The following is a 25,469-nucleotide window of genomic DNA, read 5'->3' on the forward strand; positions in this document are numbered from 1 at the left end:
AGCGGTTCGCTCCGGGCGGGACAGGGAATCAGCAGTGTGCAACCGGGCTCGGAAAGCCCCATCGGAAACCTTAGGACTTGACCTTGATGGTTTCGATAGCAGCCTTGGCCTTGTCCTGCAGCGTCTTGGAGAGCGGCGCGGACTTGGCGGCATCCGCGGCGGTCTTCTGTCCGTCGTCGGAAACCACGTAGGTTTCAAAAGCCTTCACCAGGTCGGCAACTGCCTGGGTCTGGTAGGTGGTGCAAACCACGTGGTACGAGACGAGCACTACCGGGTAGGCGCCTGCAGCCGTGGTGGTGCGGTCCAGCTTGATGGCACCGTCGTTGGTGGCGCGACCGGAGACGGGCTTGCCGGCTTCAACAGCCTTGGAAGCGGCGTCGGCGGAGATCTTCACGAAGTCCTGGCCAACCTTGATGGAAGCGATTCCCAGCTTGCCGGAAACGGCGGAGTTATCGGCGTACGTCACAGCACCCGGGGTGTCGGTGACGGTCTTCACGACGCCGGAGGTGCCCTTGGCGTTCTCGCCCTTCAGGGAAGCAGGCCAAACGCCGGCGGCCTTGTCGGTCCAGACCGAGGGAGCGGCAGCCGAGAGGTAGTCGGTGAAGTTGCTGGTGGTACCGGAGTCATCGGAGCGGTTCACCGGGGTGACCTTGAGGTCCGGGAGGGTGACGCCGGCGTTGAGCGCGGCAATCGCGGGATCGTTCCAGTTGGTGATCTGGCCGCGGAAGATTTTGGCCACCGTAACGGCGTCGAGCTTCAACTCCTTGACGTTCGGGATGTTGAAGGCCACTGCGATCGGGGAGATGTAAACGGGGATGTTGATGGCGCCGTCGGTGCCGCACTTGGCCTTCGAGCTCGCGAGCTCGGCGTCGGTCAGGTAGGCGTCCGAACCGGCGAACTGCGCCGAACCGTCGATGATTGCCTTGCGGCCCGCGCCGGAGCCGTCCGGGGAGTACTGAACAGTGGCACCCGGGTTGGCGGTGGCGAAACCGGCCTTCCAAGCGTCCATTGCTGCGCCGGTGGAGGAAGCGCCGATGCCGGTCAACGTGCCGGTAACCTTGGCGCCGGATGCCGACTGCGTGGCAGCGGAAGTGTTCGTTGCGTTGTCTGAACCGCAAGCAGTGAGCGCCAGAGCGCCAACTGCGATGACCGCGATTGCCGCGTTGCGGCCGAAGCGAGTTGCCTTCACTTGGATGTACCCCTTCCAGGGATTTCTCTGATGCGGGCCGAACGGAGATTTCGGCGTGCGCGAGCTGTGGGACCTTTTGTTCCTTTACTGAAGGTAAGGAGCGCAGGTAACGGGATTTGTGGAGAAAGGTGAACAGAAGGTGAACGACGGCGGACCATTGGGTTATGTGGCGAGTGGCACCTTGAAGAGGCACGCAGGATTTCATCGTTGCAGGCACCGGTCCAATCGACTCGGGCCGGATCGACCGGGCCCAAATAGGCTGCCGGGGCAAATAGACTGGAGCACATGGCTGCCCCGAAAGGACTCTCCGCAAGCAAGAGGTTCTTGAGCGCCCGCTTAAGGACCGGTTTGGTTCGAAGCCGGAAATCGTTGCTGCCGGCCATCCAGATGACCGCTTGCGCGGTGGGCGCCTACGCCTTTGCCGAATACGTGCTGGGACACCAGGGGCCCCTGTTCGCCGCCACCTCTTCGTTGATCGCCCTCGGTTTCTCCCGTGATCCGCGCCTTCGACGCGTCATGGAAGTCGGGATTGGTTGCACGCTGGGCATCGTGGTGGGCGACCTCCTGCTCCATTGGATTGGCGCCGGAATCTGGCAGGCCGCCGTCGTGCTTCTTTTTTCCATCCTCCTTGCCAGGTTCCTGGACAGCGGGGTCATTTTCACTACGCAGCTGGGCCTGCAATCGCTGCTGGTGGTGTTGTTGCCGGCGCCTGCGGGGGGCCCGTTCACGCGAAGTTTGGACGCGGTGGTCGGGGGCGTGTGCGCCCTTCTTGTCACCGTGTTGGTGCCAAAAGACCCTCGCCGGGAACCACGGAAAGACGTAGAGCAGATCCTCTACGAGCTCGCGGAGGTACTGCGCGAGTGCGCCAAGGCGTTGATCAACTCCGATTCCACCGTTGCCTGGCATGCCTTGATCCGTGGGCGTAACTGCCAGCCATTGGTGGACCGGATGAGGCAAACGCTCCGGGCCTCGGGTGAAGTTGCCACCCTTGCCCCGGCCCATCGGAGGCACCGGGACGAGCTCGCCAGCTTGGAGCAGTCATTGGAATACATCGACCTTGCCCTCCGCAACAGCCGGGTGTTTGCCCGGCGGCTGACCAGTGCCATCAACCACGCGGCATTATCCGATGAGGCGGTGGATAGTATCTCCGAAGTCCTTCAGGAGACCGCTGCGGCCATCGATGAGATGACCATAGGCCTGGCCGAGCAGAACGAAGGGACGCGTCGCGCCCATCTTCGCAGCGCCCGCAATGACCTGAGCATGGTGGCTTCGCGCCTGCATCCCAAGATGCTTGATGTCCAGAGGCTCGAGGGCGAGACCGTGGTGATGCTGTTCCGGCCACTTATGGTGGACCTGCTTGAGGCCAGCGGAATGGACCCGGACGAAGCCCGCGCGGTCTTGCCTCCTTTGTAGGGCAGCTCCGGCCCCATAGAGGAAAGCGTTCATTGTCAGCTTGCTCCCAGCGTGCTCCAAGGTAAGACGCGTTGTAGTGGGGCAAGATAGACCAATGATCTCTGCGCTTTCTACCCGGTTCCGCGCCGCCCCGGCCCTCCGGCTGCCGCAGCGCCCCCTGTTCTTCTGGGCTGGCGCATTGCTGCTCCTCGGCGACGCCATCTTTTGGCTGATGTTTGCCTCCGTTCTCTCCGGGACCGGCCTGGCCACCTCTGATGTAGCCGTACACAGCTTCATGGTCGGTTCCCGAAACCCGGTGGCAACTGCGTTGTTGGCTGCCCTAAGCACGGTTACGTCGCCTCTGTGGATGACCGTCATCGGGGTGCTCATCGCCTTGATTTGGGCCGCCTGGAAGCGTGAACTGTGGCGCCCCGCGTTGCTCATTGGCTCCATGGTGGTGGCTGTGATCCTTTCAACGCTGATCAAGCATTATGTTGCCCGCTCCAGGCCGTCATCCGCCGATTTCCTCATGGGCCCCGATGACGCCCTCTCCTTTCCGTCCGGCCATACGCTCGGTGCCGGGATCTTTGCCTTGGTCCTCGCGTATCTCTTGGTGTCCCGTTCAGGGACCAGGGCTAAAGCGGTGCTGGCTTTCGCGGGCGCCTTGATTCTCACCCTCCTGGTTGCCTATAGCCGCTTGTACCTGGGCTATCACTGGCTCACGGACGTGGTCGCATCGATGGGAATCGCCCTTGGAGTGACTGGTATCGCTGTCTTCGTGGATGCGGCGCGCTACGGCAGATCGGCCGACCGCTAATACTGTCAGTCCCCGCGGCTACCCTTGGACCCATGGCTTCAAAGACCTCACGTGCTTCCAAGACACCCGCTTACAAGTGCGCCGAATGCGGCTGGACCGCCATCAAGTGGGTGGGCCGCTGCGGTGAATGCCAGGCATGGGGCACCGTTGAGGAGTACGGCGCCACAGTAGCGCGCACGACGCCGGCCGCCACAGTTTTGGAGCCAGCCCGCCGGATCGCTGAGGTGGATGGGACCACCGCGGCGTTCCTGCCCACGGGGGTGGACGAGCTCGACCGCGTTCTGGGCGGAGGCCTGGTACCTGGCGCCGTCATCCTGCTCGCCGGGGAACCCGGCGTCGGAAAATCCACGCTCCTGTTGGACGTCGCCGCCAAGTTCGCCCGCACCGGACAGGACGTCCTTTACATCACCGGCGAGGAGTCGGCGGCCCAGGTGAAGCTCCGGGCGGAACGGATCGACGCCGTCGCCCATACCCTCTATCTTTCGGCGGAAACCGATCTGGGGCAGGCACTCGGGCAAGTGGAAAAGCTCGAGCCGAAACTGCTGATCGTAGACTCCGTTCAGACGCTGAGCAGCGCGGACGTCGAAGGCAGTGCCGGCGGTGTTTCGCAAGTGCGTGAAGTGGCTGCCTCCATCATCTCCGCCGCCAAACGGCGCAACATGACCACGCTGCTCGTGGGCCACGTGACCAAAGATGGCGCCATCGCCGGGCCCCGTCTGTTGGAGCACTTGGTAGATGTTGTCTGCCAGTTCGAAGGCGAGCGCCACTCCAGGCTGCGGCTGCTCCGGGCAGTCAAGAACCGTTACGGAGCCACTGACGACGTCGGGTGTTTCGACCTGAACGAGGCCGGCATCGAGGGCCTTGCGGACCCAAGCGGCCTCTTCGTTTCACGCACCCGCGAGCCTGTTTCGGGAACCTGCATCACTGTCACCATGGAGGGCAGGAGGCCGCTGCTGGCAGAGGTCCAGTCGTTGCTGGCAGAGAGCGCCAACGCCCAACCACGCCGGGCTACCAGTGGCTTGGAGAGCTCGCGTGTCGCCATGCTCTTGGCGGTCCTGCAGCAGCGGGCCGGCTGCATGCTGCACAAGGACGACTCCTATGTGGCAACGGTGGGCGGGGTGAAACTCAGCGAACCGGCCACGGATCTGGCAGTTGCACTGGCTGTTGCGTCGGCGAAATCCAGGAAGGCTTTGCCGCAACGGCTGATCGCGTTCGGGGAGGTAGGCCTGGCCGGAGAGGTTCGCCCCGTTCCCGGGATCAACCAGCGGATCCAGGAGGCGCACCGGCTGGGCTTCACGCATGCAATCGTTCCTGCAAGTCCGGCCGGCGCCGGCGTTATCCCGGACGGCTTTTCCGTGCGCGAAGTGGGCCACTTGGCCGAGGCACTGGAACTTCTGATCAGTTAGGGGTCCGGAATGGGCCATGCGTTAACCGCATCGGCTAAGCATTTGAGGCGGTCCGGAACATAACGATATGACCCACTTTCAGGCTTGCTGGTGCGGTTAACGGTGCTGCGAAGCCCTATCATTGTGCTAGTCGTCATCAGGGCATTTTCTTCACGTCCTTCGGATGCCGGATTCAGCTTGTTTGCGAGCCATTGCTTGCACCTTCGAAGGGAAACCCTATGGCCCGGAGCCCGGAAGAATCGCTCAAAGCGACTCTGGCCAGAGTCGCACCCGGAACTCCTTTGCGGGATGGCCTCGAACGCATCCTCCGTGGACGCACCGGCGCACTGATTGTCTTGGGCGCTGACAGGACCATCGACTCCATCTGTTCCGGCGGGTTCGATATCGGCATCGACTTCTCGCCTACGCGGCTCCGGGAGTTGGCAAAGATGGACGGCGCCATCATTTGTGATAAGGATGCCAGCAACATCGTCCGGGCCGCAGTCCAGCTGGTACCGGATTCCAGTATCGAAACCCAGGAGTCCGGCACCCGGCATCGCACCGCCGAACGTGTTGCCATCCAGACCGGCGTCCCGGTGATTTCCGTCAGCCAGTCCATGCAGATCATCGCGCTGTACGTCAACGGGCTGCGCCACGTATTGGAAGGCTCCGAGAAAGTCCTCGCCCGGGCCAATCAGGCGCTTGCAACCTTGGAACGGTACAGCGCAAGGCTGGACCAAGTCACCAGTTCCCTCTCCGCCCTGGAGATCGAAGCTTTGGTTACCGTCAGGGATGTTGCGGTCACCCTGCAACGTCAAGAGATGGTGCGCCGCATCTCCGAGGAGATCGCCCAGTACGTCCTGGAGCTCGGTGAAGATGGGCGCCTGCTGTCCCTGCAGGTCGACGAACTCACTATGAGCCGTGGCCCCGGAAGTGATGTGATCATCCGGGACTATTCGGATCCTGATGCCAGCCCGGAGGACATCGAAAACGCCGTGCAGGCCCTCCTCAACCTTGGGCCTACAGAGCTGATAGATCTGAGCAGGATTGCCCACATCATCGGCTTCGCCGGCGGTGTTGAGCAGTTGGACGCGGTGGTCCAACCTCGTGGCTACCGGCTTCTCTCGGGACTAAAGTCGGTGCCTAAAGCAGTCGCCGATCGCTTGGTGGACTACTTCGGCGGCCTTCAAAACCTCATGGCCGCCACCATCGATGACCTCATGACCGTGGACGGCATCGGAGATCAACGTGCCAGGACTGTCCGTGAGGGCTTGAGCCGCATGGCTGAGGCCAGCCTGCTGGACAGGTTCCTCTAGGTCGATTCCTCTTCCTTCTGGCAGGATCCTTTAGGCGGGCTCCGTCTGGCAGCCTCAGCCTCGCCGTCAGTTCAGCTGGAAGACGGCTTTGGGGCTGGTCTTGTTCCCGAGATGCGCCTCGAACGTGTAATACGCCCCGCCGCCACCGGGCTTGGCGTTGACTACTCCGCAGCCCTCCACCGTGCGGTTGCGCTGCCAGGAGAAGTTCGCGGTCTCGCTCTTGCCGGGCTCGATGGTCTTGATCAGGTCCACTGCCCCGGTCTGGCAATCCTTCGAGGAGAAAATCCGGTCCGAGCCGCTCATCACCAAGTACTCCATTTGGGACGTACCAACATTGACTTGGCACGGGGCCGCCCCGCCGTTGGTCACGGTCATGGTCAGCACCGGCTTCTCATCAGCTCCATAGGATGCCTTGTCCGTCTTTGCCGAGACGCTCATGAGGTTGAGGTCACAGACAGGCGAGGCGGACGCACTGGGCGTTGGTGATGCATTAGGTGAGATCACCGGCGTCGTTGTTGCGGATGCCACCGGCGTGCTGACCGCCTGAGGGGAGGACTTGCTGGCAAGGGCACGGCTTACAGCCATCACCCCGGCCACGAGCAACGCGAGAACCACCAGCAATGCAATGAGCGCAACCAACCTCCGACGCCGGTACACCGCCGGGCTCGGGGGCCGACGCTTGGTGGGAGTCCCTGCGGCAGACGAACCGCGGGCAGCACCCTTAGCCGACGCTGATGAGCGCGCGCTCGACTGCTGCTTACCCTGATTGACCATGACTCTAGGCTAGGCGTGGCTCCATCCAGGCACCTAACCTACACGCCGCACGGCCCCAATCGGCTGCAATGTCCTGCCGCACGCTTCGATTAGAGTGGACGCAGTATGACACTTCCAGACCCTATCCCCCACGCCGATCAGCTTCACAAGCTCCACGACGCGTTGGATCAGTGGTTCGCCGAGGCGGCTCGTGACCTCCCGTGGCGGGAACCCGGTTGCAGCGCGTGGGGCATCCTGGTCAGCGAGGTCATGCTCCAGCAAACCCCGGTGGTCCGGGTGCTCCCCGTCTGGCGGGAATGGATGGAACGGTGGCCCACACCAAGCCGGCTTGCCGAAGAACCTTCCGGGGCAGCTGTACGGCACTGGGGCCGGCTGGGTTATCCCCGGCGGGCGCTGAGGTTGCACGCTGCCGCCGTCGCCATTCGCGATTTCCACAGGGGCGCAGTGCCGGACAACTACTCCGAGCTCTTGGGACTGCCGGGCGTGGGAAGTTACACAGCCGCGGCCGTCGCTGCCTTTGCTTTTGGTCGCCGGGAAACAGTGGTGGACACCAATATCCGGCGTGTCCACGCGAGGCTCATTTCGGGGACTGCGCTTCCCGCCCCGGCGTTGACGGCAAGGGAAATGCGCCTCGCAGAGGCCCTCCTCCCGGACGAGCAGGCGCTGTCTGTGCGCTGGAACGCGTCCGTCATGGAGCTAGGGGCGATGATCTGCACGGCCCGCAATCCCAAGTGCGCCGACTGTCCAGTTCGCGCCAGCTGCGCCTGGGTGGCAGCGGGCGAGCCGCCGCCGTCGTACACGCCCAAGGGCCAGTCCTGGCACGGCACCGACCGCCAGGTGCGCGGTGCCGTGATGGCTGTGCTGCGCGAAGCTGCGGCACCGGTCCCACTTGCGATGTTCGAGCAGGCACCTGCGGACCTCGGGTTCGCACCGAGCGGCGTCGGGATCCCGCTCGCCGCGCTGCACCGGCTCAACACCGCCCCGGAGCAGCTTGAACGCGCGCTGGACGGGTTGCTAAGTGACGGTTTGGCGGAGATGCACGACGACGGGCTGCGGCTGCCGGTGTAGCTGCAACTGTTATGCGTTCGCCCTTCGGATCCGTTGAAGGCGGTACTCGCGCCAGGTGATCCACACGATGAAGATGTCGAACGCGGTCAGGAGCACCATGCCCCAAGAGAAAGCGACGAGGATCCGGTAGGTCTGGTAGGCGATGAAGACCAGCAGGAAAGCGATCATCCACGGATAAGCCCAGAGCTTCTCCTTCAAGACAGCCCACACCAGGACGATCTTCACCAATCCGTGAAGGAGAAGGTAGATCGCCCCGAAAAGTGATGCCGACGCCGAAAGGCTGGACGTCATATGAATAAGGCTGTTGGCCACAACATCATTGGGGTCCTGGGCCAACTCGTGCTGGGTGAGAAACCGGACCAGATCCCCTATCTGGCGCGGCGTGACCAATAGCAGCAGGACGCCGCCGACCAGCTCCAGGACACCGTCCAAGCCCTTCAGGATAAGGCTGACCCTAAACGTCCTATCAAGAAGCGCTGACTCTGCGGGCACCGCTGATGAGGGTGAGGCTCCCTGCCCGGATCGCTCTCCACTTGTAAGCATGCTTACTATATTACGCACCTATGCCCCGTAGCGGTTCTGCTTGTTTGCCGGACGGGACGTGCGGCTCCCTACGTTTGGCCGGCGGAACGCCGGTACCCACTGGGCGTAAAGCCCAGATACTTGCGGAAATCGTTGGTGAGGTGCGCGTGGTCCGCGTAGCCGAGTTCGACGGCGATTGCGGCCAGGTCCGCCGTCGGAGTGGACCGGGCACGCTCGGCCGCGTCCTGTAGCCTGCGACGCCTGATCAGGGCGGAAGGACTTAAACCGACGTACTTCTTGGCCACCCGCTGGAGGGTCCGGGGAGATACCGCCAAGCGGGATGCGACATCCTCCATCAGGACCAGCTCCGGTTCTGTGGCTATAAGGTCCACCATCCGGTTGGCGAGAAGTGCCTCTTCGGACGCAACGTGGCCACGGGAGCCCAGCCACTGCACGAAGGCGCCTACTGCCCGCTCGTGGCGGCCGCCGACGTCGTGCGAGTCCATTGCAGCGGCCACTGCCCGGTGGAGGTCCTCAGCGGCCAGTTCTATCTCCGAGTCCCGCAAGCTGGCTGGATCACGGCCCAGGAGGGGCAAAGCCGCGGGGCGCAGTAGTGCGCCAACCGCCCAACCACTCCCGCTCAAGTCCCGGTACGCGGCGCGGGTGGTGGGCCCCGACAAAATAACACCCTCGCGTTCAACCACCACGTTGCACGCCGGATAGGCGATGAGGTGTTGGCGGGACGTCCTGCCCGGTTCGATGTCCCATTCCGGAATCCAGAACCACTGCACCAGGTCCGCAACCGGGGTCGGTACAGGAAAACGATTAAAAATTGGAAGCCGCGCCGGATACAGGATTCCCTTGGTGGATCCCTCCATCACATCCCCCGTCCGAGGACAGTCTTGAAGCTGTCGCGAATCTCCAAGCGCTGGATACCGGGCAGCACCTAGCGTGGTTCTCATGACAGATACTACAAGCACCCAAACAACAACAACCGGCGCCAACGGTGAGCACACCAACAACGGGATTCCGAACGGCCTGACCAGCCTCACACCGTTCCTTGCTGTACCCAATGCGAAGGAAGCCATCGCCTTCTACAGCGAAGTCTTCGGTGCCCGGGTTGTAGGCGCCACGGAAATGGGCGGAGTGGTGGTCCATGCCGAGCTTGACTTCGGAAACGGCCACCTTCAACTCGGCGAACCCAACCCCGCATACCACCTAGTCCCAGCCCCCGACGGAGAGGACGACTGCTACTCCTTGGGCTTGTACTGCCCCGATGCGGACAGTTTGGTGCGAAAAGCGGAGCAAGCAGGCGCTACCATCCGGGAACCCTTGACCACGTTTGTCTCCGGAGACCGTTACGCAAGCATCCGGGATCCGTTCGGCGTCCGCTGGTCCGTCATGACTCGCGTGGAGGATCTCTCAGAAGAGGAAAGCAACCGCCGTGTCGAGGAATGGGCCGCCCAGCAGGGCTAGGCCCCATCAGGACCCGTCAGGAGGCGCAAACCCCGTCAGGAGGCGCAGAGGCAGAATGGGTGCCCTGCCGGGTCCAGGAACACCCTGAACGTTTCGCCGGGCTGGTGGTCGGCCTTGGTCGCGCCCAAGGACAGGACAACCTCTTCACCCTTGTCCAGATCCTCCACGGATACATCCAAATGCATCTGCTGCGGGATGGTCTGGCCGGGCCACACAGGCGCCTGGTAAACGTCCACCTGCTGGAAGGAGATGCAACTACTGCCGTCACTGGGGCGGATATCCAACCAGTCCCCTTCGCCGGTGACTTCCCATCCCAGCAATTCGCCATAAAAGGCCGCCAGTGCGGGCGCATCCGGGCAGTCGATAACCGTGCTTGGGTTCTTTGCAATCGCCATGGCTAAACCTCGTCCGCCGTCTTCTTCATGTGGGCCAGTGCGCTCTTGGTGCCTCGTTGGGTCAGGACGTGGACCACTGCGCCCACGGCCGCGGAAACAATGGCGAATACCAGGACGCCGGGAAGGGAATCGTCAAGATCGGTCCCGTCCTTGGGTGCAGGCTTTCCCGTCTTCTTTTGCCAGAGACCCTCAAGCGTCTTGTTTGCGATCGCTCCGGCCCCAAGGCTGACCGCAATGCCGAACAGTTTCACCAATACATTCACGCTGAATCCTTCGTTGGAAATCCCACGCATGGCTCCTGCAAACCATGGCTAAAACACGACAGGGCCGCTGCAACCGCAGCGGCCCTGTCCACATTCCTAGTCCTTCTTGAAGGCGTCTTTTACCTTCTCGCCAGCGCCCTTGAGGTCGCTCTTGACCTGGTCGCCTTTGCCCTCGGCTTCGAGGCCCTTGTCGTCCGTCAGCTTGCCGGCGGCTTCCTTGGCCTTACCACCGAGCTTCTCGCCAGCGTTCTGCATCTTGTCGTCAGCACCCATGTCGCACCTCTTTCGTCGTAGGAACCTTGTACCTCTACAAGATCACTTATCAGGATACTTAGCAACGTTTGGACTGGAAAGCCCCAAAATTACAGCTCGCCGAAGCCGTCGGCAACCAGCTGTTCGACGTACCCCACAGCCTTTAACGCATCCTTTCCCCGCGCCTCAACATGCAGCGAAGAGCCTTTGCCCACGCCGAGGGACATGAGGGACATGACGGACACGCCGTCCACTCCATTGACCGTTACGTCCGCATCCAGACCAGCCAAACCACCGGCAATTTTCGCGGCCGGCCTGGCGTGCATACCAAGGGGGTTGATGAGCCTGAAATCACCGCTCGCGTCAGGCTCGTCGACGTCGGGCTCGTCGACGCCGTGCTCGTCGACGCCGTGCTCGTCCGCCGTGCCCGGCCGCGGCACCGACCCATGGGCGCCGAAACCGATGGCTTCCGCAGCCTGGCGGACTTCCTCGGCACCGGCTCCCCCTTGGGCAGCGACGGCGGCAGCCACGAGTCCCTCCACCAAGGGCGCGTCGGCAAGGTGTACCGCGTCAGGGTCGCTGGCGAACTCCGCAGCAGACTCCGCCGTCATCACCGCGGAACCCAGATCGGTCAACACCACCACGCCGTCGCCGCCGGAATCAACCAGTGACTGCTCGACGGCGGCCAGCACCCTCTCCAAGCTGGTTCCGATACGGTCATCGTCGGTGCCCCCGGCGGCGACGAGGCCGACGTCGGGCGCCATCTGGGCAGCCAGTTCCACTGCGCCCTCAGCGATCTTGCTGCTGTGCGAGACAACCACGATGCCTACGGTCATTCGGGGCCCGTCCCCGCGCTGCCGGGCGAGCTCGCTGCGTCCACGGCCGCCCGCAGAATCAGCGCACTGGAGGCTGCCCCAGGGTCACGATGCCCGGCGCTCCGCTCACCCAAGTAACTGGCCCGGCCCTTACGCGCCACCAGAGGATCGGTCGCCGTGGCGCCAGCCTCCGCAGCTTGGGCTGCTGCTTCCAGGACGTCCAGCGGACCTCCGGTAGCCGCGGCATCGCGAGCCGCATCCACGGCTGGTGTCCATGCATCAACCATGGTCTTGTCGCCCGGTTCCGCCTTGCCGCGGGCCACCACGCCGTCGCGAGCGGCGGCAAGTGCCTCGGCCATCGCCCCGGCATCAACGTCCGTGAGATCCCCCAGCGAGGTAGCTGCCCGGAGGTACGCCGTGCCGTACAAGGGTCCTGCTGCGCCACCCACTTTGGACATCAGGGTCATCGCAGCAACCTTCAAGGCGGCACCGGGGGTCTCCGGCGGGGCTTCTTCGAGCTTCTGCACCACAGCTTGGAAACCGCGGTCCATGTTCTCGCCGTGGTCCGAGTCCCCGATGGCGCGGTCCATCTCAATCAGTTCCACACGGTGTTCAGCCATGGCTTTCGCCGAAAGCTTCAACCAGTCAACGGCCCATTCGACACCGAGCCCCATGTTTATGCGCCCCAACGCAGCGCTGCGGTGTGTACCGGAGCATCCCAGAGCCTGGTCATCTCGTCGTCGAGGCGCAACACGGAGACCGAGCATCCTTGCATCTCAAGGGAGGTGACGTAGTTCCCCACCAGCGAGCGCTCCACAGTAGCCCCGCGCTCAGCGAGTACCTGCGCCGCCCGCCGATACACGATGTACAGCTCGCTCTGCGGCGTTCCACCCATCCCGTTGACGAACAGGAGTACTTTGTTCCCGGAAGAGAGAGCGAGGTCCTCCAGGACCGGTTCCAGCAGGCGGTCGGTGATGGCGTCGGCGCTTTCCATGGCGATGCGGTGCCGTCCCGGTTCCCCATGGATGCCGATGCCAATCTCGATTTCGTCGTCAGCGAGTTCGAAACTGGGCGTGCCGGCGTGTGGAACGGTGCAGCCGGACAGCGCCACACCCATTGTCCGGACGTTGGCCACCACACGCTCGGCGATCGCTGTGACGGCGTCGAGGTCATCGCCGCGTTGGGCGGAGGCGCCAGCAATCTTCTCCACCAGTACTGTTCCGCCCACCCCGCGGCGTCCTGCCGTGTACAGCGAATCCTCCACCGCGACGTCGTCGTTGACCAGCACGGAACGGACGTGCACGCCTTCGGCTTGTGCCATCTCGGCTGCAGTTTCGAAGTTCAGGACGTCACCGGTGTAGTTCTTCACGATATGCACGACGCCGGCGCCGGAGTCCACTGCGACGGTGGCTGGAATGATCTGGTCCGGGGTAGGTGAGGTGAAGACTGCGCCGGGCACAGCGGCGTCGAGCATTCCGAGGCCAACGAACCCCGCGTGCAGGGGTTCGTGCCCACTGCCTCCACCCGACACCAGGGCGACTTTGCCCGCTACCGGCGCAGCCTTTCGGACAACGAATTTGGGATCGGCGTGAACGGTGACGATGTCGGCGTGTGCCATGCCGAAACCTTCGACGGACTCGTCCACCACTGCGCGTGGATCATTGATGAGCTTTTTCATGGGATGCTCCTGGGCGTGCTGTGGCTAGTGCTCTGACCCTACTACCGGCAGTGAGGCCACGGTAGGCCTTAGTGCGCCGAAGGTCGACGCAGGAGATGCAGCCAATGGAGCCTGAAGCTAGAGCTGCCTGATCATCCGGGTATTGCCTAAGGTGTTCGGCTTCACGCGGGCCAAGTCCAGGAACTCCGCCACGCCTTCATCGTGCGAGCGCAGCAGTTCTGAGTACACCTGGGGATCCAGCGCGGACTGGTCCGCCATGACCTCGAAGCCGTGGCGCTTGAAGAAATCGACCTCGAACGTCAGGCAGAAAACCCGGCTTACTCCGATCGCTTTGGCCGCGGCCAGCAGGTCCTCCACCAGGACGCGCCCCACACCCCTTCCGCGCCAGGAATCAGCTGCTGCCAAGGTCCGGATTTCGGCCAGGTCCTCCCACATGACGTGGAGCGCACCGCAGCCAATGACTTCGCCGTCGGACGATTCGGCGATTCGGAACTCCTGCAGGCTCTCGTAGTAAGCCACTGTTTCCTTGGCCATCAGGATCCGCTGTTCGGCGAGGGGAGCCACGAGCCTCTTGATGGCCGCCACGTCACTGGTGCGGGCAGGGCGGAGGCTGAAGGTCGGATTCACAACCCCATACTAGCGACGCTGATGCTACCGCCCGGCCTCCGCCTCTTGGTGTTACAAGCCCAGTTCCTCGGGCAGGGGCACATCCTCACCCAGCACCTGCTTGGCCAAAAAGTGCTCGACGACGCCGTACCAGACTTTGGCATGTTGCGGCTGCAGCACCCAGTGGTTCTCATCCGGGAAGTACAGGAAACGGTGCGGGCCCTGCCCATTCTCCTCAGCAGGCAGTTGCGAGGAAGACAGGAGCTCATACCAAAGCCGAAGACCTTCCCCGATGGGTACCCGGTAGTCCTTGTCACCATGGATCACGAGCATGGGGGTTTTGATGTTGGCCACGTTCAGGTGCGGCGAGTTCTCCAACGCCATGTCCGTGGTCATTTCCTTGAGCCAGTACTGGGCGGCGTCCGTTGTGGGACCGAACTGGTCAAGGGCCCACAGGCTGGCGTGGGTGACGATCGCCTTGAACCGATCCGTTTGTCCGGCGACCCAGTTGGCCATGTAACCACCGAATGACCCACCCATCGCGGCAGTCCGGGTTTCGTCGACGTCGGCCCGTGCCACCACCGCGTCGGTGATCGCCATGAGGTCGGTAAACGGCTTCTTGCCCCACTCCCCCCACCCTCGCTGGATGAAGTCCTGGCCGTACCCTGTGGAGAGGGCAGGATCGGGTAGCAGTACCGCGTACCCCCTGGCCACAAGGAGCCACGGGTTCCAACGCCACGTCCACGCATTCCAAGACCCCAACGGCCCGCCATGGATCCACAGCAGGAGGGGCGCCGGTTTCTCCGCGGAGGCCCCTTCGGGAAGGGCAAGGTACGCGGGAACGCGGGAACCGTCCTCGGCCGTGGTTTCCACACGCTCAAGCTTGCCTGGGTACCCCGGGCGCTCCACGGGCCCCTGCAACCGGGAAACTGCGCCGCTGGCGACGTCGATCCGAACCGCCTCCGGGGGGAACTCGTACGAGCTACGCAGAGCATAGGCCGTCAGTCCGTCCGGTGAAACCACGACGTCGGAATACGCTGCACCGTCGTCCGTCATCCGCGTAACCCGGCCGTCGGTGACGTCTACCCGGAAAACCGGCGACGCGCCGTCGTCGTCCGCGGTGGCCAAGATGGCACTGCCGTCCGGGAGCCAACCAAGCGCGCTGGGCCAGCGGTCCCAATGGTGCGCCAGCGGGGCCAAGGTCGCGTTCCCGTCTCCGGTGCCGGCCCCTGCCGCCTCACCGCCCGAGACGCGGAGCAAGTGCAGCTTCACCTGCGGCGCCTGGGTTGGCGTCGTGTCAGTTTCGCTCTCCACCACCAGCCACTGGTTGTCCGGGCTGACCGGCCCGGGGAAGTAATTCATGCCTTCGTGGTCAAGGAGCACCTTGACTTCGCCGCTAGCGACGTCGACGGCGGCCAACACCTGCCGGCTGTCCGCCTTGGCGAGCGCTTTTGCCATGCTCGTGTAGATGGTCCGGCCATCGGGGCTCACAACCGTCTTGGCCTCGCGTAACGAACCCCCGACGCCGGATGTCAGGTTGCGTAGCCGGATCGGCGCGGTGTTGTCCACGGTGGACGGTTTCCCCGGCTCCATCGCTTCGCCGGCTTCAACAGCGAAGAGACGGGGTTCCGCGGGGCCCAGGTCGGCGTCCCAAAAGCGCACCGGGTATCCGGTGTGCAAGATGGCAGAGACTTTGTGATCCTTGCGGATTTTGCGGCGTTCCTCGTCGTTTTCTTCATCCGTTGATCCGGCGAGCACCGGGGCGTTGACGAAGATGGCGTCGGCGGCACTCGCGGCCATGACGGAACTGATGCCGCCGGGCCGGGAGTGAACCAACCGGGCCTCTCCACCATCGAAGGGCAGGAGCCACAATCCGTTGACGGGGTCGGCCTCGCGGTTTTCGGGATCGGGGCCTTCGGGAGCGGGGCGGGAGGACGTGAAGTAGAGATCCCCGGTTGATGCGAAGACCCCACCTGCCTCGCCCTTGGAACTGCGGGTGATCCGTCGTGCCCGGTTGTTGCCGGAAGGGTCCACCTCCCACAGTGCCGTGGAAAACTCGGTTCCCTTGCCATTCAGGGTGGTTACGGTGGTAACCAGGCGCTTGCCGTCCGGACTGAGCGTCAGGCCGCTGACCCTTGGGATGGACAGGTAGTAGTCCATGTCGTGGAAAGGCGTTTCGGGGATGCGGTCCGCGGCAGGGTTATCAGCAGGTTCCATGCTCAGATTCAACACTCATTGTGGCTTCAATCACAGCGCGGTTCACTCAGAGTGAAACAGTACTTTCAGATATTCCACTTCATGTGGGCTGCGCTTGATACTTGGATGGGAGGTGGCGGAGGGCCTTGAGCACAGCGACGGTACCGTCTTCTGTCGCGATCCTTTTCGCAAGTTGCGTGGCTTCAGCGGTGTACGACGGCGTGAGGACGGCCCGGTCGATAGCCCCACCAAGGCGCTCCGGAGTGAGTTTTTTATAGGGAATCGGTGCCGGGCCAGCCCCCAAATCCGCAACCCTGGAAGCCCACAGCGGTTGATCCGTGTAGACCGGGACGCCCACAGTCGCCACCCCCGAACGCAAGGCCGCCGCCGTCGTTCCGGCCCCTGCGTGGTGAACCACGGCCGCCACGCGCGGGAAAAGCCACTCGTGCGGGACATTTCCGACGCCGATCGCGTCATCACCAAGCACCTCATCCACACCCTGCACCACTGCCCTCACGCCCGCCCTTCGGGTGGCCTCGAGGATAAAATCGGGATCCATGTCCGCGCTGCTTCCAAAGCCGACGAAGACCGGGCGCGGGCCGTCGGCAAGGAAGTCGACCAGATTTGCGGAGGGCCGCCAGCGTTGACCCGTAGCGGGCCACCAGTAGCCGGCCATGACCAAGCCCGGGTGCCAATCCGCTGGGCGCGGCAGGACGGTGGGGCTGATGCCATAGAGAATGGTTGCCAGAGCGTTCCTGCGGCGGCGCTCGGCAGCCGCTCGGCTTTGCCTCTTAAGGCCCAAAGCTTTACGCATGCGCGCACTGGGGGCGTCATAAGGTGCGGGGCCCGCAGCGGCGCGTTCGCCGATGATCTTGTTGCCTGCCGCGCCCAAACTCCTGCCCAAGCCCATAAGCACGGGTGGGTAGGCCGTGCTTGGTTCCGTGGGCTGCAAGTGGGCGCCGAGCACGGGAATTCCGAAGGCCTCAGCAATGTCGTAGGCATAGGGCGACACTGAATTGGCCATGATGACGTCAGCGCCCGCTTCCACCGCGGCCAGCGTCCCGTTCGCCGCCTTATCCATATACTCGCCGAGCTTGCGCCAGAAAGTCAGCAAGTCCGTTGGGGATTCTTTTGCCCCGGGCCTTGGGTGCCTGATCAGTTCAGCCAGGTCACCAGGCAACGGCCTGAACTCACATCCGGACTGAAGAACCAGGCCGGCGTAGGGCGGGTTAGCGGCAATGGCCACCTCGTAGCCCAAGGCCTGGAGGCGGCTTCCCAAGCCGGCCATGGGCGCAACATCACCCCGTGTCCCCGGCGCAACCATGAGCACCCGCATTGACCCTCACTTCGATAATGGATTAGAACCACCAACGCGAACGCCCCGCCCATTCCTCGCGGAATAGACGGGGCGCCGTGTTGATGCGGTTATGCCTTACTGATACCTTACGCAGTCGGAGCGATCTCCGGGATGCGGGGCTTGGCGTTGCCTGCGAACGTGAACTTGGCGTCATCCCCTTCGCCGTCCACATCCACTACCACGATGTCGCCGGCGTGGATCTCGCCGAACAGGATCTTCTCGGACAGCTGGTCCTCGATTTCGCGCTGGATGGTACGGCGCAGCGGCCGGGCACCCATTGCGGGATCGTAACCGCGGGTAGCCAAGAGGACCTTCGCGGCCGTGGTGAGCTCGATGCCCATGTCCTTGTCCTTGAGGCGACGCTCCAAGCGGGCCACGAACATGTCCACGATCTCGATGATCTCGTCCTGGGTCAGCTGCGGGAACACCACGACGTCGTCAACGCGGTTGAGGAACTCGGGGCGGAAGTGCTGCTTCAGCTCTTCCGTGACCCGGGCCCGCATCCGGTTGTAGCCGGTCTGGGTGTCCGTGCCGGACTGGAAACCAGTGGCCACGCTCTTGGAGATATCGCGGGTACCAAGGTTGGTGGTCATGATGATCACAGTGTTCTTGAAGTCCACTACGCGGCCCTGGGAGTCGGTCAGGCGGCCGTCTTCCAGAATCTGCAGCAGCGAGTTGAAGAGGTCCGCGTGGGCCTTCTCAACTTCATCGAACAAGACCACGGAGAACGGACGCCTGCGGACCTTCTCGGTCAGCTGGCCGCCTTCTTCGTAGCCGACATAGCCCGGAGGAGCACCGAAGAGACGCGAAACCGTGTGCTTCTCGGAGTACTCGGACATGTCCAGGGTGATGAGGGCGTCCTCTTCACCGAACAGGAATTCGGCGAGTGCCTTGGCGAGCTCGGTCTTGCCGACGCCGGTGGGGCCGGCGAAGATGAACGAGCCACCCGGACGCTTGGGGTCCTTCAGGCCTGCACGGGTGCGGCGGATAGCCTGGGACAGCGCCTTGATGGCCTCGTCCTGGCCGACGACGCGCTTGTGCAGTTCGTCTTCCATCTTGAGCAGGCGCGAGGACTCTTCCTCGGTGAGCTTGAAGACCGGGATGCCCGTGGAGTTCGCAAGAACTTCAGCGATCAGGTCCTCGTCAACCTCGGAAATGTCGTCCATGCCGCCGGACTTCCAGTTGCGCTCCTTCTCGGCGCGCTCGGCAATGAGCTTCTGCTCTTTGTCGCGCAGCGAGGCAGCACCTTCGAAGTCCTGGGCGTCAATGGCGGATTCCTTCTCCATCTTGACGTCCGCAATGCGCTCATCCATGGCCTTGAGCTCCGGAGGAGCAGTCATGCGACGGATGCGCAGCCGTGCACCGGCTTCATCGATCAGGTCGATAGCCTTGTCCGGAAGGAAGCGGTCCGAGATGTAGCGTTCGGCCAGCTGCGCGGCTGAGGCGAGGGCGCCGTCGGTAATCGTTACGCGGTGGTGTGCCTCGTAGCGGTCACGCAGGCCCTTGAGGATCTCGATCGCGTGGGCGACGGAGGGCTCCTTGACCTGGATCGGCTGGAAACGGCGCTCCAGTGCAGCGTCCTTTTCGATGTGCTTGCGGTACTCATCCAAGGTGGTGGCACCAATGGTCTGGAGTTCACCGCGGGCAAGCATTGGCTTCAGGATGGACGCAGCATCAATGGCGCCTTCGGCAGCACCGGCACCAACGAGGGTGTGGATCTCGTCGATGAACAGGATGATGTCGCCACGGGTGCGGATTTCCTTGAGGACCTTCTTGAGGCGTTCTTCAAAGTCACCGCGGTACCGGGAACCGGCAACCAGCGAACCAAGGTCAAGCGTGTACAGCTGCTTGTCCTTGATGGTCTCCGGTACATCGCCGCGGACGATCGCCTGGGCGAGGCCTTCGACGACGGCGGTCTTACCCACGCCGGGCTCACCAATCAACACAGGGTTGTTCTTGGTGCGACGGGACAGGACCTGCATGACCCGCTCCATCTCCTGCTCGCGGCCGATCACAGGATCGAGCTTGTTCTCGCGGGCAGCCTGGGTCAGGTTGCGTCCGAACTGGTCAAGCACCACAGAACCGGCAGGGGTACCTTCCGGCTGGCCCTGGCCGGAGCCGCTGCCTGCGGTTTCCTTGCCCTGGTAGCCGGAGAGCAGCTGGATAACCTGCTGGCGGACCCGGTTGAGGTCTGCACCAAGCTTGACCAGCACCTGGGCTGCCACGCCTTCGCCTTCGCGAATCAAGCCGAGCAGGATGTGCTCAGTGCCGATGTAGTTGTGGCCGAGCTGCAGTGCTTCGCGGAGCGAGAGCTCCAGCACCTTCTTGGCGCGGGGGGTGAAGGGGATGTGACCGGATGGAGCCTGCTGGCCCTGGCCGATAATCTCCTGTACCTGCTCCCGAACACCATCGAGCGAAATGCTCAGGGACTCGAGCGCTTTGGCTGCAACGCCTTCACCCTCGTGGATCAGACCCAAGAGGATGTGCTCGGTACCGATGTAATTGTGGTTGAGCATCCGTGCCTCTTCTTGGGCAAGGACGACCACGCGACGGGCACGGTCCGTAAATCTCTCAAACATTTCGCCACACTCCTAGCTACGACGTACTTTGACTCTACGTGGAGGAGCAGCACTTTTGGGGCGTGTTCGCCACAGGGGAAACATGGGCCGGCGCTGGAATAAATCGCGCTGGAGGCCTTGACCCCGGACGGCGGACGGTGGGATCCTCGGGCGCCGGGTTGCGCCGGCGCGCGCCTGTCACGCCCGGGCATTCCCAAATCGCATTCGGATGGCTCCTACAGGCCTAACGTCACCGTATATAGGAGCAATTCATCGGTGGCGAGCACCGGGATTCACAGGAAATTCCTAGGTTGGCGACGAGCGGCAACGCACTTTCGGAAGTTAAAGCCGAATGCCCCGGCACCGTGTGCCGGGGCATTCATGCGGTGAATCAGGAATTTGCCTTTTGGTAGGCTTCCTGAATTTCAGCCTGAATACGTCCGCGACTGTTGACCGTGTAGCCGTTGTCACGAGCCCATTGCCTGATCTGCGCTGAATCCTGGTTGCGCGGAGTGGTCGCACGGCCGCGCGTGGCACGGCCCGAGGATGTTTTCCTGGCCTTGGCAACGAAGGGTTCCAAAGCCTGGCGCAATGATGCAGCGTTGGCGGTGGACAGATCCATTTCGTAGCTCACGCCGTCCAAGCCGAAGCGGACCGTTTCGTCCGCGTCCCCTTCATCCAGGTCATCGACGAGGATGATTTTTACTTTCTGTGCCATGAGTAGCCTCTCTTTTGGAGGGTTGGATAATCAGAAATTCCCCCGACTCCGTATTTCTGATTATCGTTCACGCCCACGGCACACGTCAAAGGCACATTTGGATTCCCGTTAAGGCCCTTGCGAATTTTGGGCTATTTAGTGGTGGGGCCCTGCGGCGCTGGGCCTGAATTTCCCAAATCGGCTTCAGCTTGCGCCCGTGCCTCGGCTTGGCGTTCGGATTTGTCGGCATTGAAGATCGACTTCATGGCGAACCAGAAGATCAATCCAACCACCACTGAGGGCGCCAGAACTGCGATGTAATCCATGATCAATGTCCTTCGGGCTTCAACAAGGGGAACAATATGGTTTCACGGATGCCCGCACCGGTGAACAGCATGACCAAGCGGTCGATGCCCAACCCGATACCCCCCATTGGCGGCGCCCCGTACTCAAGTGCACGCAGGAAGTCTTCATCCAACTGCATGGCCTCGTCATCTCCTGCGGCCGAACGCCGCGACTGCTCGGTAAGGCGTTCCCGCTGGATCACGGGGTCGATCAGCTCGGAGAATGCCGTACCGCGCTCCATACCGCCGATGATCAAGTCCCACGCCTCGATCAAGCGCCCGTCTTCCCGGTGAGGGCGGGCCAAAGGCTGGGCGGACGGCGGGTAGTCGTAAACAAAGGTGGGGTTGAGCAGTGTCGGTTCCACAATCTCGCCAAACAACTCAACCACCAGCTTCTCGGCATCCCACTTGGAGTCCACCTTGACCTGGTGTTTGGCAGCGAGGGCCACCAATTCCTCCACCGTGGTGTCAGGCGTTATTTCCTGGCCCACGGCTTCGGAGAGACCCGGGTACACGGAAACCCAAGCCCATTCGCCGTCGAGGTTTATTTCACCGGACTCGGTTTGGATGGTTCGTGTACCAACGACGTCGGCGACATTCAGGATGATTTCCTTCATACGCTCGGCCATGACGAACTGGTCCGCCCACGCTTCATAGCATTCAAGGGTGGTGAATTCGGGGCTGTGCGTGGAGTCCACGCCCTCATTACGGAAAACCCTGCCCATGTCATAGACACGGTCAATGCCGCCCACCACGGCCCGCTTGAGGAATAGTTCCGTGGCAATGCGGAGCGTCATTTTCTGGTCGAAGGCGTTCATGTGGGTCTCGAAGGGCCGGGCCGTAGCGCCACCGTGAACCAACTGCAAAATGGGCGTCTCAACCTCCACATACCCGTGGCGATCCAACGTGTCCCGCACCGAGCGCGTAATCGCAGCTCGCTTGTAGACCATTTCGCGCGCTTCTTCGCGGACCATCAAATCCACATAACGCTGCCGGACCCGCGTTTCCTCGTTCAGCTCGGCATGCAGCACAGGAAGCGGGCGGAGCGCCTTTGAAGCCATGGACCATGAGTCGGCCATGACGGAGAGTTCGCCTCGGCGGGAGGAAATAACCTCGCCCTTGATAAAGACGTGATCGCCAAGGTCTACCAGGGCCTTCCAATCGGCCAGGGATTCCTCACCGATGTTGGCCAGGCTCAGCATTGCCTGGAGGCGCACTCCCTTGCCGTCAACACCACCTTCTTGAAGGGTGGCGAAGCACAGCTTGCCGGTGTTGCGCACGAACACGACGCGGCCGGTGACGCCTACGACGTCGCCGGTTGTTTCGTCGGCCTCAAGGTGCGCATACTTTTCGCGGATTTCACTAAGGGAATGTGTCCGCTCCACAGCCACCGGGTAGGCCTCCGCGCCGCGGGCAAGCAGCTTGGCACGCTTGTCCATGCGGATGCGCATTTGTTCGCTGGCATCGAGGGGCTCTGCGGAAGTGCTGGGGGCGGTGGTGTTTGCGGAAGTCACAGTCCTTAAGTTTACCGGTGATTACGAGCCCTGATTTCCCGGGCATAGACTCACCCTGTGGAGACATGGACAGTTGAAACGGACGACGGCGGTGGCCACCTCGAAGTGCACACGTTCCGGGCTGCGTCGGGTGCTTCCCTTCCGGGCTCGAAGGCACCCACTGAACCGCCCGGCGTCGTGCTTGTCCACGGCACGTTGGTGACTGATTCCCTTTACTGGCCGTTCGCGCGCACCATGAGCCTCCTCCTGGAGCGCCCAGTCCACACCTACAACCGGCGGGGCCGCGGCCATTCTGCGCCGCAGCCGCACGGATATTCCGTGGAGACCGAGATCGCCGATCTGCACGCAGTGATGGACAAGACCGGGTCCACGGATGTCATTGGCCATAGTTATGGCGGTTTCGTGGGCTTACAGGCGGCCCGCCGCGGAAAGATCAGCCGGCTGGTCACCTACGACGCTGCGGTGTCCCTCGCCGGAAGCCTCAGCGGCCGTTGGCGCCCCGAATTGGAGGCTGCTGTCACCGCGGGGCAGCTAGACAATGCCTGGGCGCACCTCGTCCAAGGCCTGGGAACCGCTGGTCCCATCTCATACCTGCCCATGGGTGCTCTGAGGACGCTCAGTGTCCTCTCGGCACGGACGCGGCTGGGCTTGGAGATGCGGTCGCTGCTGCCTACCGCCGTCGTCGAGATGCGCGCAGTCCTCGCCGCCGACGGGACGCTGGAGGATTTCATGGGCCTTACCACCCCCACCCTGATGCTGAGCGGCGGCTGGAGCCCGGCATATTTCGCCGAAACGGGCCGCGCCTTGGCCGCGGCGGTCCCAGCCATCGAGTTGGCGATCGTTCCGTTCCAGTTTCATGAAGGCCCGCTGCGCCCGGGGAGGCGCCTGGCCGTACGTGTGGCCCGGTTCCTGTCCGGGAACCGCATCCCCGGAGAAGCCGCCGCAGCCACCTAAGATGTTCCGGTGAAGGAACGCGAGATCAAGACGCACGACGGCGGCAGGCTTGCCCTATACAGCTACGGCGCCCAACACGCACCCGGCGATCGACGGGTAGTGATCGTGGGAGGCGCGTTCCTCACCGCGCTCATCTACCGGCCGTTCTCCGTGGCCCTGACCAAAGGACTAGGGAACGATTGGGCCGTAGACGTTTACGATCGCCGGGGCCGCGGAAAGTCAACGGACCAACCCCACAACTACTCCATGGCAACCGAGATCGCCGATGTGCGCACCATCATGGACGCCACCGGGGCACGGAACATCCTGGGTCACAGCCTCGGCGGTTCCGTGGCATTAAACGCTGCGCACGCGTTTGCCGGCACGCGCCACCAACCGGAGAAGCTCGCCGTGTACGACGCCGCTGTGAACATCGACGGAAGCATGGACACGGACTGGTTGAAAGGCTTTGCCGACGCGGTCAACAAGGGCGACATCAACCGCGCCATGGTCCGAATGAAACGTGGCATGAACCCTGGAACGGCCCTTGCCCGCGTTCCCGAGCCGGTCCTGGCTGGGCTGATGGCGGTGGTTTCCCGCACCAAGGTCAACAAGGTGTTCCGTGAACTACTGCCGTCCGGCGTCGGCGAACTGCAAGCCGCTTTCGAAGCTTCCGGTACTGACTTCTCCGTTCTCCCCCGCGGCACGCATTTCATGGTGGGCAAAAAGAGCCCGGAGTATTACAAAGTCACCGCCGCCCGACTGAACCGTGCCGTCCCGGGGAGCACCTTGGAAGTATCGCCCAAAGGCTTCCACGGATCCGTCCCCGCGGCGGTCAAGGAACTTGTCTCGGACATTTCGGACTACTTCAGGGCCTGAACGGTTATATACATAGGAGCGGGGCGGCTGTCGGCAGTCAGGTGGCTCCGATAGGCTCAAGTCATGACGCGCGACATCATCATCACCCCGGACGGCGGACACCTCGAAGTACTCACCACCGGTGGTGACCTGGCAACGAAAGGTTCCGGCGTCGTTGTTGTGCCAGCGTCCGTAGTTACTGCTGCCGATTACACGCGTTTCGCGCAGAAACTCAGCACAGCGCTCGGCCGGCCAGTCCACACTTTCAACCGTCGCGGCCGCGGTGATTCATCCCCACAGGCCGAGGATTACACCCTTGAAGCCGATATCCGTGACTTGGACGCGGTGATGAAGCACACCTCGAGCACAGACGTCTTCGGGCACAGCTTCGGGGGCGCCGTGGCACTCCATGCAGCCCGTACGCTGCCCGTGGAACGGCTCGCGGTCTACGACCCCGCAGTATCCGTCAATCACAGTGTGAAGGCCGACTGGACGCCCGAATATGAACGGGCGACGGCGGCTGGAGACTACGATCGCGGCCTGGCCGTGCTGATCAAGGGCGTCGAAACCGGCGGCGCCTTCGCGCGCATGCCGCTCTCTATGTTGACCTTGGCAACGAAGCTTGCTGCGGGTACGCCCTTGGGCAAGCAGATGCGGGAGCTGATGACGTGCGGTGTCCGTGAGATCAAGGCTGTCATAGCGGCGGACATGCCTGCAGAGCCCTTCTTGGAGCTCCCCCTGGAAACCCTGATCGTGGTGGGCGAAAAGAGCCCCGCCTACTTTGGCGTCGCTTGCGGCCAGATCCACGATGTCCTGTCCGGGTCCAGCTACACCATCCTCCCCGGCTTTGGGCACGACGGGCCGAACAAGGCCCCGGACAAGCTGATCACGGAGCTGTCCGAGTTCTTCTCGGGCTAGGTTCGGTGCTGCCTGGGCGCTGATGGCCCGGGCATACCGGTTGTGTTTTGGGTGTTAAATGCGGGGAGCCCCGACCGTGTGGTCGGGGCTGCCCGGTTGAATGGTTGTCCGGCGGTGTCCTACTCTCCCACACCCTCCCGGGTGCA

Annotated in this window: 26 protein-coding genes; 9 read left to right on the top strand and 17 right to left on the bottom strand. The window is 63.0% G+C overall.

Annotated elements, in window-relative coordinates:
* Positions 1-70: 70 nt before the first annotated feature.
* Positions 71-1,189: a phosphate ABC transporter substrate-binding protein PstS gene (gene pstS / locus QRN04_RS16360; RefSeq protein ID WP_284977084.1), complete on the bottom strand. Its 1,119-nt coding sequence runs from the start codon at positions 1,187-1,189 to the stop codon at positions 71-73.
* A 285-nt stretch (positions 1,190-1,474) separates the two neighbouring features.
* Between pstS and QRN04_RS16365 the strand changes: the two genes are divergently transcribed.
* The 4 genes from QRN04_RS16365 (at position 1,475) to disA (ending at position 6,099) form a co-directional block, all read left to right on the top strand.
* A complete protein-coding gene (locus QRN04_RS16365) occupies positions 1,475-2,602 on the top strand; it encodes an FUSC family protein (protein ID WP_284977085.1) in 1,128 nt (375 codons plus the stop codon).
* A gap of 94 nt (positions 2,603-2,696) precedes the next feature.
* Positions 2,697-3,398, top strand: coding sequence for a phosphatase PAP2 family protein (locus QRN04_RS16370; protein ID WP_284977086.1), 702 nt, complete (start codon positions 2,697-2,699; stop codon positions 3,396-3,398).
* A 32-nt stretch (positions 3,399-3,430) separates the two neighbouring features.
* Positions 3,431-4,804 carry a DNA repair protein RadA gene (radA, locus tag QRN04_RS16375; protein ID WP_284977087.1) on the top strand — a complete coding sequence of 458 codons (1,374 nt, stop codon included), beginning with the start codon at positions 3,431-3,433 and terminating at the stop codon, positions 4,802-4,804.
* 218 nt (positions 4,805-5,022) lie between these two features.
* On the top strand, positions 5,023-6,099 hold the full coding sequence (gene disA / locus QRN04_RS16380; RefSeq protein ID WP_284977088.1) for a DNA integrity scanning diadenylate cyclase DisA: 1,077 nt from the start codon (positions 5,023-5,025) through the stop codon (positions 6,097-6,099).
* Positions 6,100-6,165: 66 nt separating this feature from the next.
* Here disA and QRN04_RS16385 read toward each other — a convergent pair whose 3' ends face one another.
* A complete protein-coding gene (locus QRN04_RS16385) occupies positions 6,166-6,873 on the bottom strand; it encodes a hypothetical protein (RefSeq protein ID WP_284977089.1) in 708 nt (235 codons plus the stop codon).
* Between the two features lie 105 nt (positions 6,874-6,978).
* Here QRN04_RS16385 and QRN04_RS16390 point away from each other — a divergent pair, with 105 nt between their 5' ends.
* On the top strand, positions 6,979-7,941 hold the full coding sequence (locus tag QRN04_RS16390) for an iron-sulfur binding domain-containing protein (protein ID WP_284977090.1): 963 nt from the start codon (positions 6,979-6,981) through the stop codon (positions 7,939-7,941).
* A 9-nt stretch (positions 7,942-7,950) separates the two neighbouring features.
* Here QRN04_RS16390 and QRN04_RS16395 read toward each other — a convergent pair whose 3' ends face one another.
* The gene (locus QRN04_RS16395; RefSeq protein ID WP_284977091.1) at positions 7,951-8,484 is read right to left on the bottom strand and encodes a DUF2127 domain-containing protein; all 534 of its coding nucleotides are present in this window, start codon (positions 8,482-8,484) and stop codon (positions 7,951-7,953) included.
* A 68-nt stretch (positions 8,485-8,552) separates the two neighbouring features.
* Entirely contained in the window at positions 8,553-9,341 is a 789-nt protein-coding gene (locus QRN04_RS16400) for a helix-turn-helix transcriptional regulator (RefSeq protein ID WP_284977092.1), read from the bottom strand.
* An 82-nt stretch (positions 9,342-9,423) separates the two neighbouring features.
* Here QRN04_RS16400 and QRN04_RS16405 point away from each other — a divergent pair, with 82 nt between their 5' ends.
* Positions 9,424-9,939, top strand: coding sequence for a VOC family protein (locus tag QRN04_RS16405; protein WP_284977093.1), 516 nt, complete (start codon positions 9,424-9,426; stop codon positions 9,937-9,939).
* Between the two features lie 35 nt (positions 9,940-9,974).
* Here QRN04_RS16405 and QRN04_RS16410 read toward each other — a convergent pair whose 3' ends face one another.
* The 13 genes from QRN04_RS16410 to lysS all read right to left on the bottom strand — a co-directional run bounded on the left by QRN04_RS16410 (position 9,975) and on the right by lysS (position 22,614).
* Entirely contained in the window at positions 9,975-10,334 is a 360-nt protein-coding gene (locus tag QRN04_RS16410; RefSeq protein ID WP_284977094.1) for a VOC family protein, read from the bottom strand.
* A gap of 2 nt (positions 10,335-10,336) precedes the next feature.
* Entirely contained in the window at positions 10,337-10,597 is a 261-nt protein-coding gene (locus QRN04_RS16415) for a DUF4235 domain-containing protein (RefSeq protein WP_284977095.1), read from the bottom strand.
* A 96-nt stretch (positions 10,598-10,693) separates the two neighbouring features.
* Positions 10,694-10,870, bottom strand: a complete 177-nt coding sequence (locus QRN04_RS16420; protein ID WP_284977096.1) for a CsbD family protein — start codon at positions 10,868-10,870, stop codon at positions 10,694-10,696.
* A gap of 89 nt (positions 10,871-10,959) precedes the next feature.
* Complete coding sequence (gene dhaM / locus QRN04_RS16425) at positions 10,960-11,685, bottom strand: dihydroxyacetone kinase phosphoryl donor subunit DhaM (RefSeq protein ID WP_284977097.1); 726 nt, start codon at positions 11,683-11,685, stop codon at positions 10,960-10,962.
* Positions 11,682-12,338, bottom strand: a complete 657-nt coding sequence (gene dhaL / locus QRN04_RS16430; RefSeq protein WP_284977098.1) for a dihydroxyacetone kinase subunit DhaL — start codon at positions 12,336-12,338, stop codon at positions 11,682-11,684. Before dhaL ends, dhaM begins: the two co-directional genes overlap by 4 nt.
* A 2-nt stretch (positions 12,339-12,340) precedes the next feature.
* Positions 12,341-13,342, bottom strand: coding sequence for a dihydroxyacetone kinase subunit DhaK (dhaK, locus tag QRN04_RS16435; protein WP_284977099.1), 1,002 nt, complete (start codon positions 13,340-13,342; stop codon positions 12,341-12,343).
* 117 nt (positions 13,343-13,459) lie between these two features.
* Entirely contained in the window at positions 13,460-13,969 is a 510-nt protein-coding gene (locus tag QRN04_RS16440; protein WP_284977100.1) for an amino-acid N-acetyltransferase, read from the bottom strand.
* Positions 13,970-14,020: 51 nt separating this feature from the next.
* Complete coding sequence (locus QRN04_RS16445; protein ID WP_284977101.1) at positions 14,021-16,165, bottom strand: S9 family peptidase; 2,145 nt, start codon at positions 16,163-16,165, stop codon at positions 14,021-14,023.
* Between the two features lie 79 nt (positions 16,166-16,244).
* A complete protein-coding gene (locus QRN04_RS16450; protein WP_284977102.1) occupies positions 16,245-17,480 on the bottom strand; it encodes a glycosyltransferase in 1,236 nt (411 codons plus the stop codon).
* A gap of 107 nt (positions 17,481-17,587) precedes the next feature.
* The gene (locus tag QRN04_RS16455; protein ID WP_284977103.1) at positions 17,588-20,080 is read right to left on the bottom strand and encodes an ATP-dependent Clp protease ATP-binding subunit; all 2,493 of its coding nucleotides are present in this window, start codon (positions 20,078-20,080) and stop codon (positions 17,588-17,590) included.
* Positions 20,081-20,450: 370 nt separating this feature from the next.
* Complete coding sequence (locus QRN04_RS16460; protein WP_284977104.1) at positions 20,451-20,777, bottom strand: histone-like nucleoid-structuring protein Lsr2; 327 nt, start codon at positions 20,775-20,777, stop codon at positions 20,451-20,453.
* Between the two features lie 131 nt (positions 20,778-20,908).
* Positions 20,909-21,082 (bottom strand): hypothetical protein, encoded by a 174-nt coding sequence (locus QRN04_RS16465; protein WP_284977105.1) that lies wholly within the window; start codon positions 21,080-21,082, stop codon positions 20,909-20,911.
* Between the two features lie 2 nt (positions 21,083-21,084).
* The gene (gene lysS / locus QRN04_RS16470) at positions 21,085-22,614 is read right to left on the bottom strand and encodes a lysine--tRNA ligase (RefSeq protein WP_284977106.1); all 1,530 of its coding nucleotides are present in this window, start codon (positions 22,612-22,614) and stop codon (positions 21,085-21,087) included.
* Positions 22,615-22,671: 57 nt separating this feature from the next.
* Between lysS and QRN04_RS16475 the strand changes: the two genes are divergently transcribed.
* The 3 genes from QRN04_RS16475 to QRN04_RS16485 all read left to right on the top strand — a co-directional run bounded on the left by QRN04_RS16475 (position 22,672) and on the right by QRN04_RS16485 (position 25,323).
* Positions 22,672-23,568, top strand: a complete 897-nt coding sequence (locus QRN04_RS16475; protein WP_284977107.1) for an alpha/beta fold hydrolase — start codon at positions 22,672-22,674, stop codon at positions 23,566-23,568.
* 9 nt (positions 23,569-23,577) lie between these two features.
* Positions 23,578-24,426: an alpha/beta fold hydrolase gene (locus QRN04_RS16480; protein ID WP_284977108.1), complete on the top strand. Its 849-nt coding sequence runs from the start codon at positions 23,578-23,580 to the stop codon at positions 24,424-24,426.
* Positions 24,427-24,489: 63 nt separating this feature from the next.
* Positions 24,490-25,323: an alpha/beta fold hydrolase gene (locus QRN04_RS16485; protein ID WP_284977109.1), complete on the top strand. Its 834-nt coding sequence runs from the start codon at positions 24,490-24,492 to the stop codon at positions 25,321-25,323.
* The last annotated feature ends 146 nt before the right edge of the window (positions 25,324-25,469 follow it).

The organism is Arthrobacter sp. efr-133-TYG-104 (genome assembly GCF_030208915.1).
Lineage (GTDB): Bacteria > Actinomycetota > Actinomycetes > Actinomycetales > Micrococcaceae > Arthrobacter.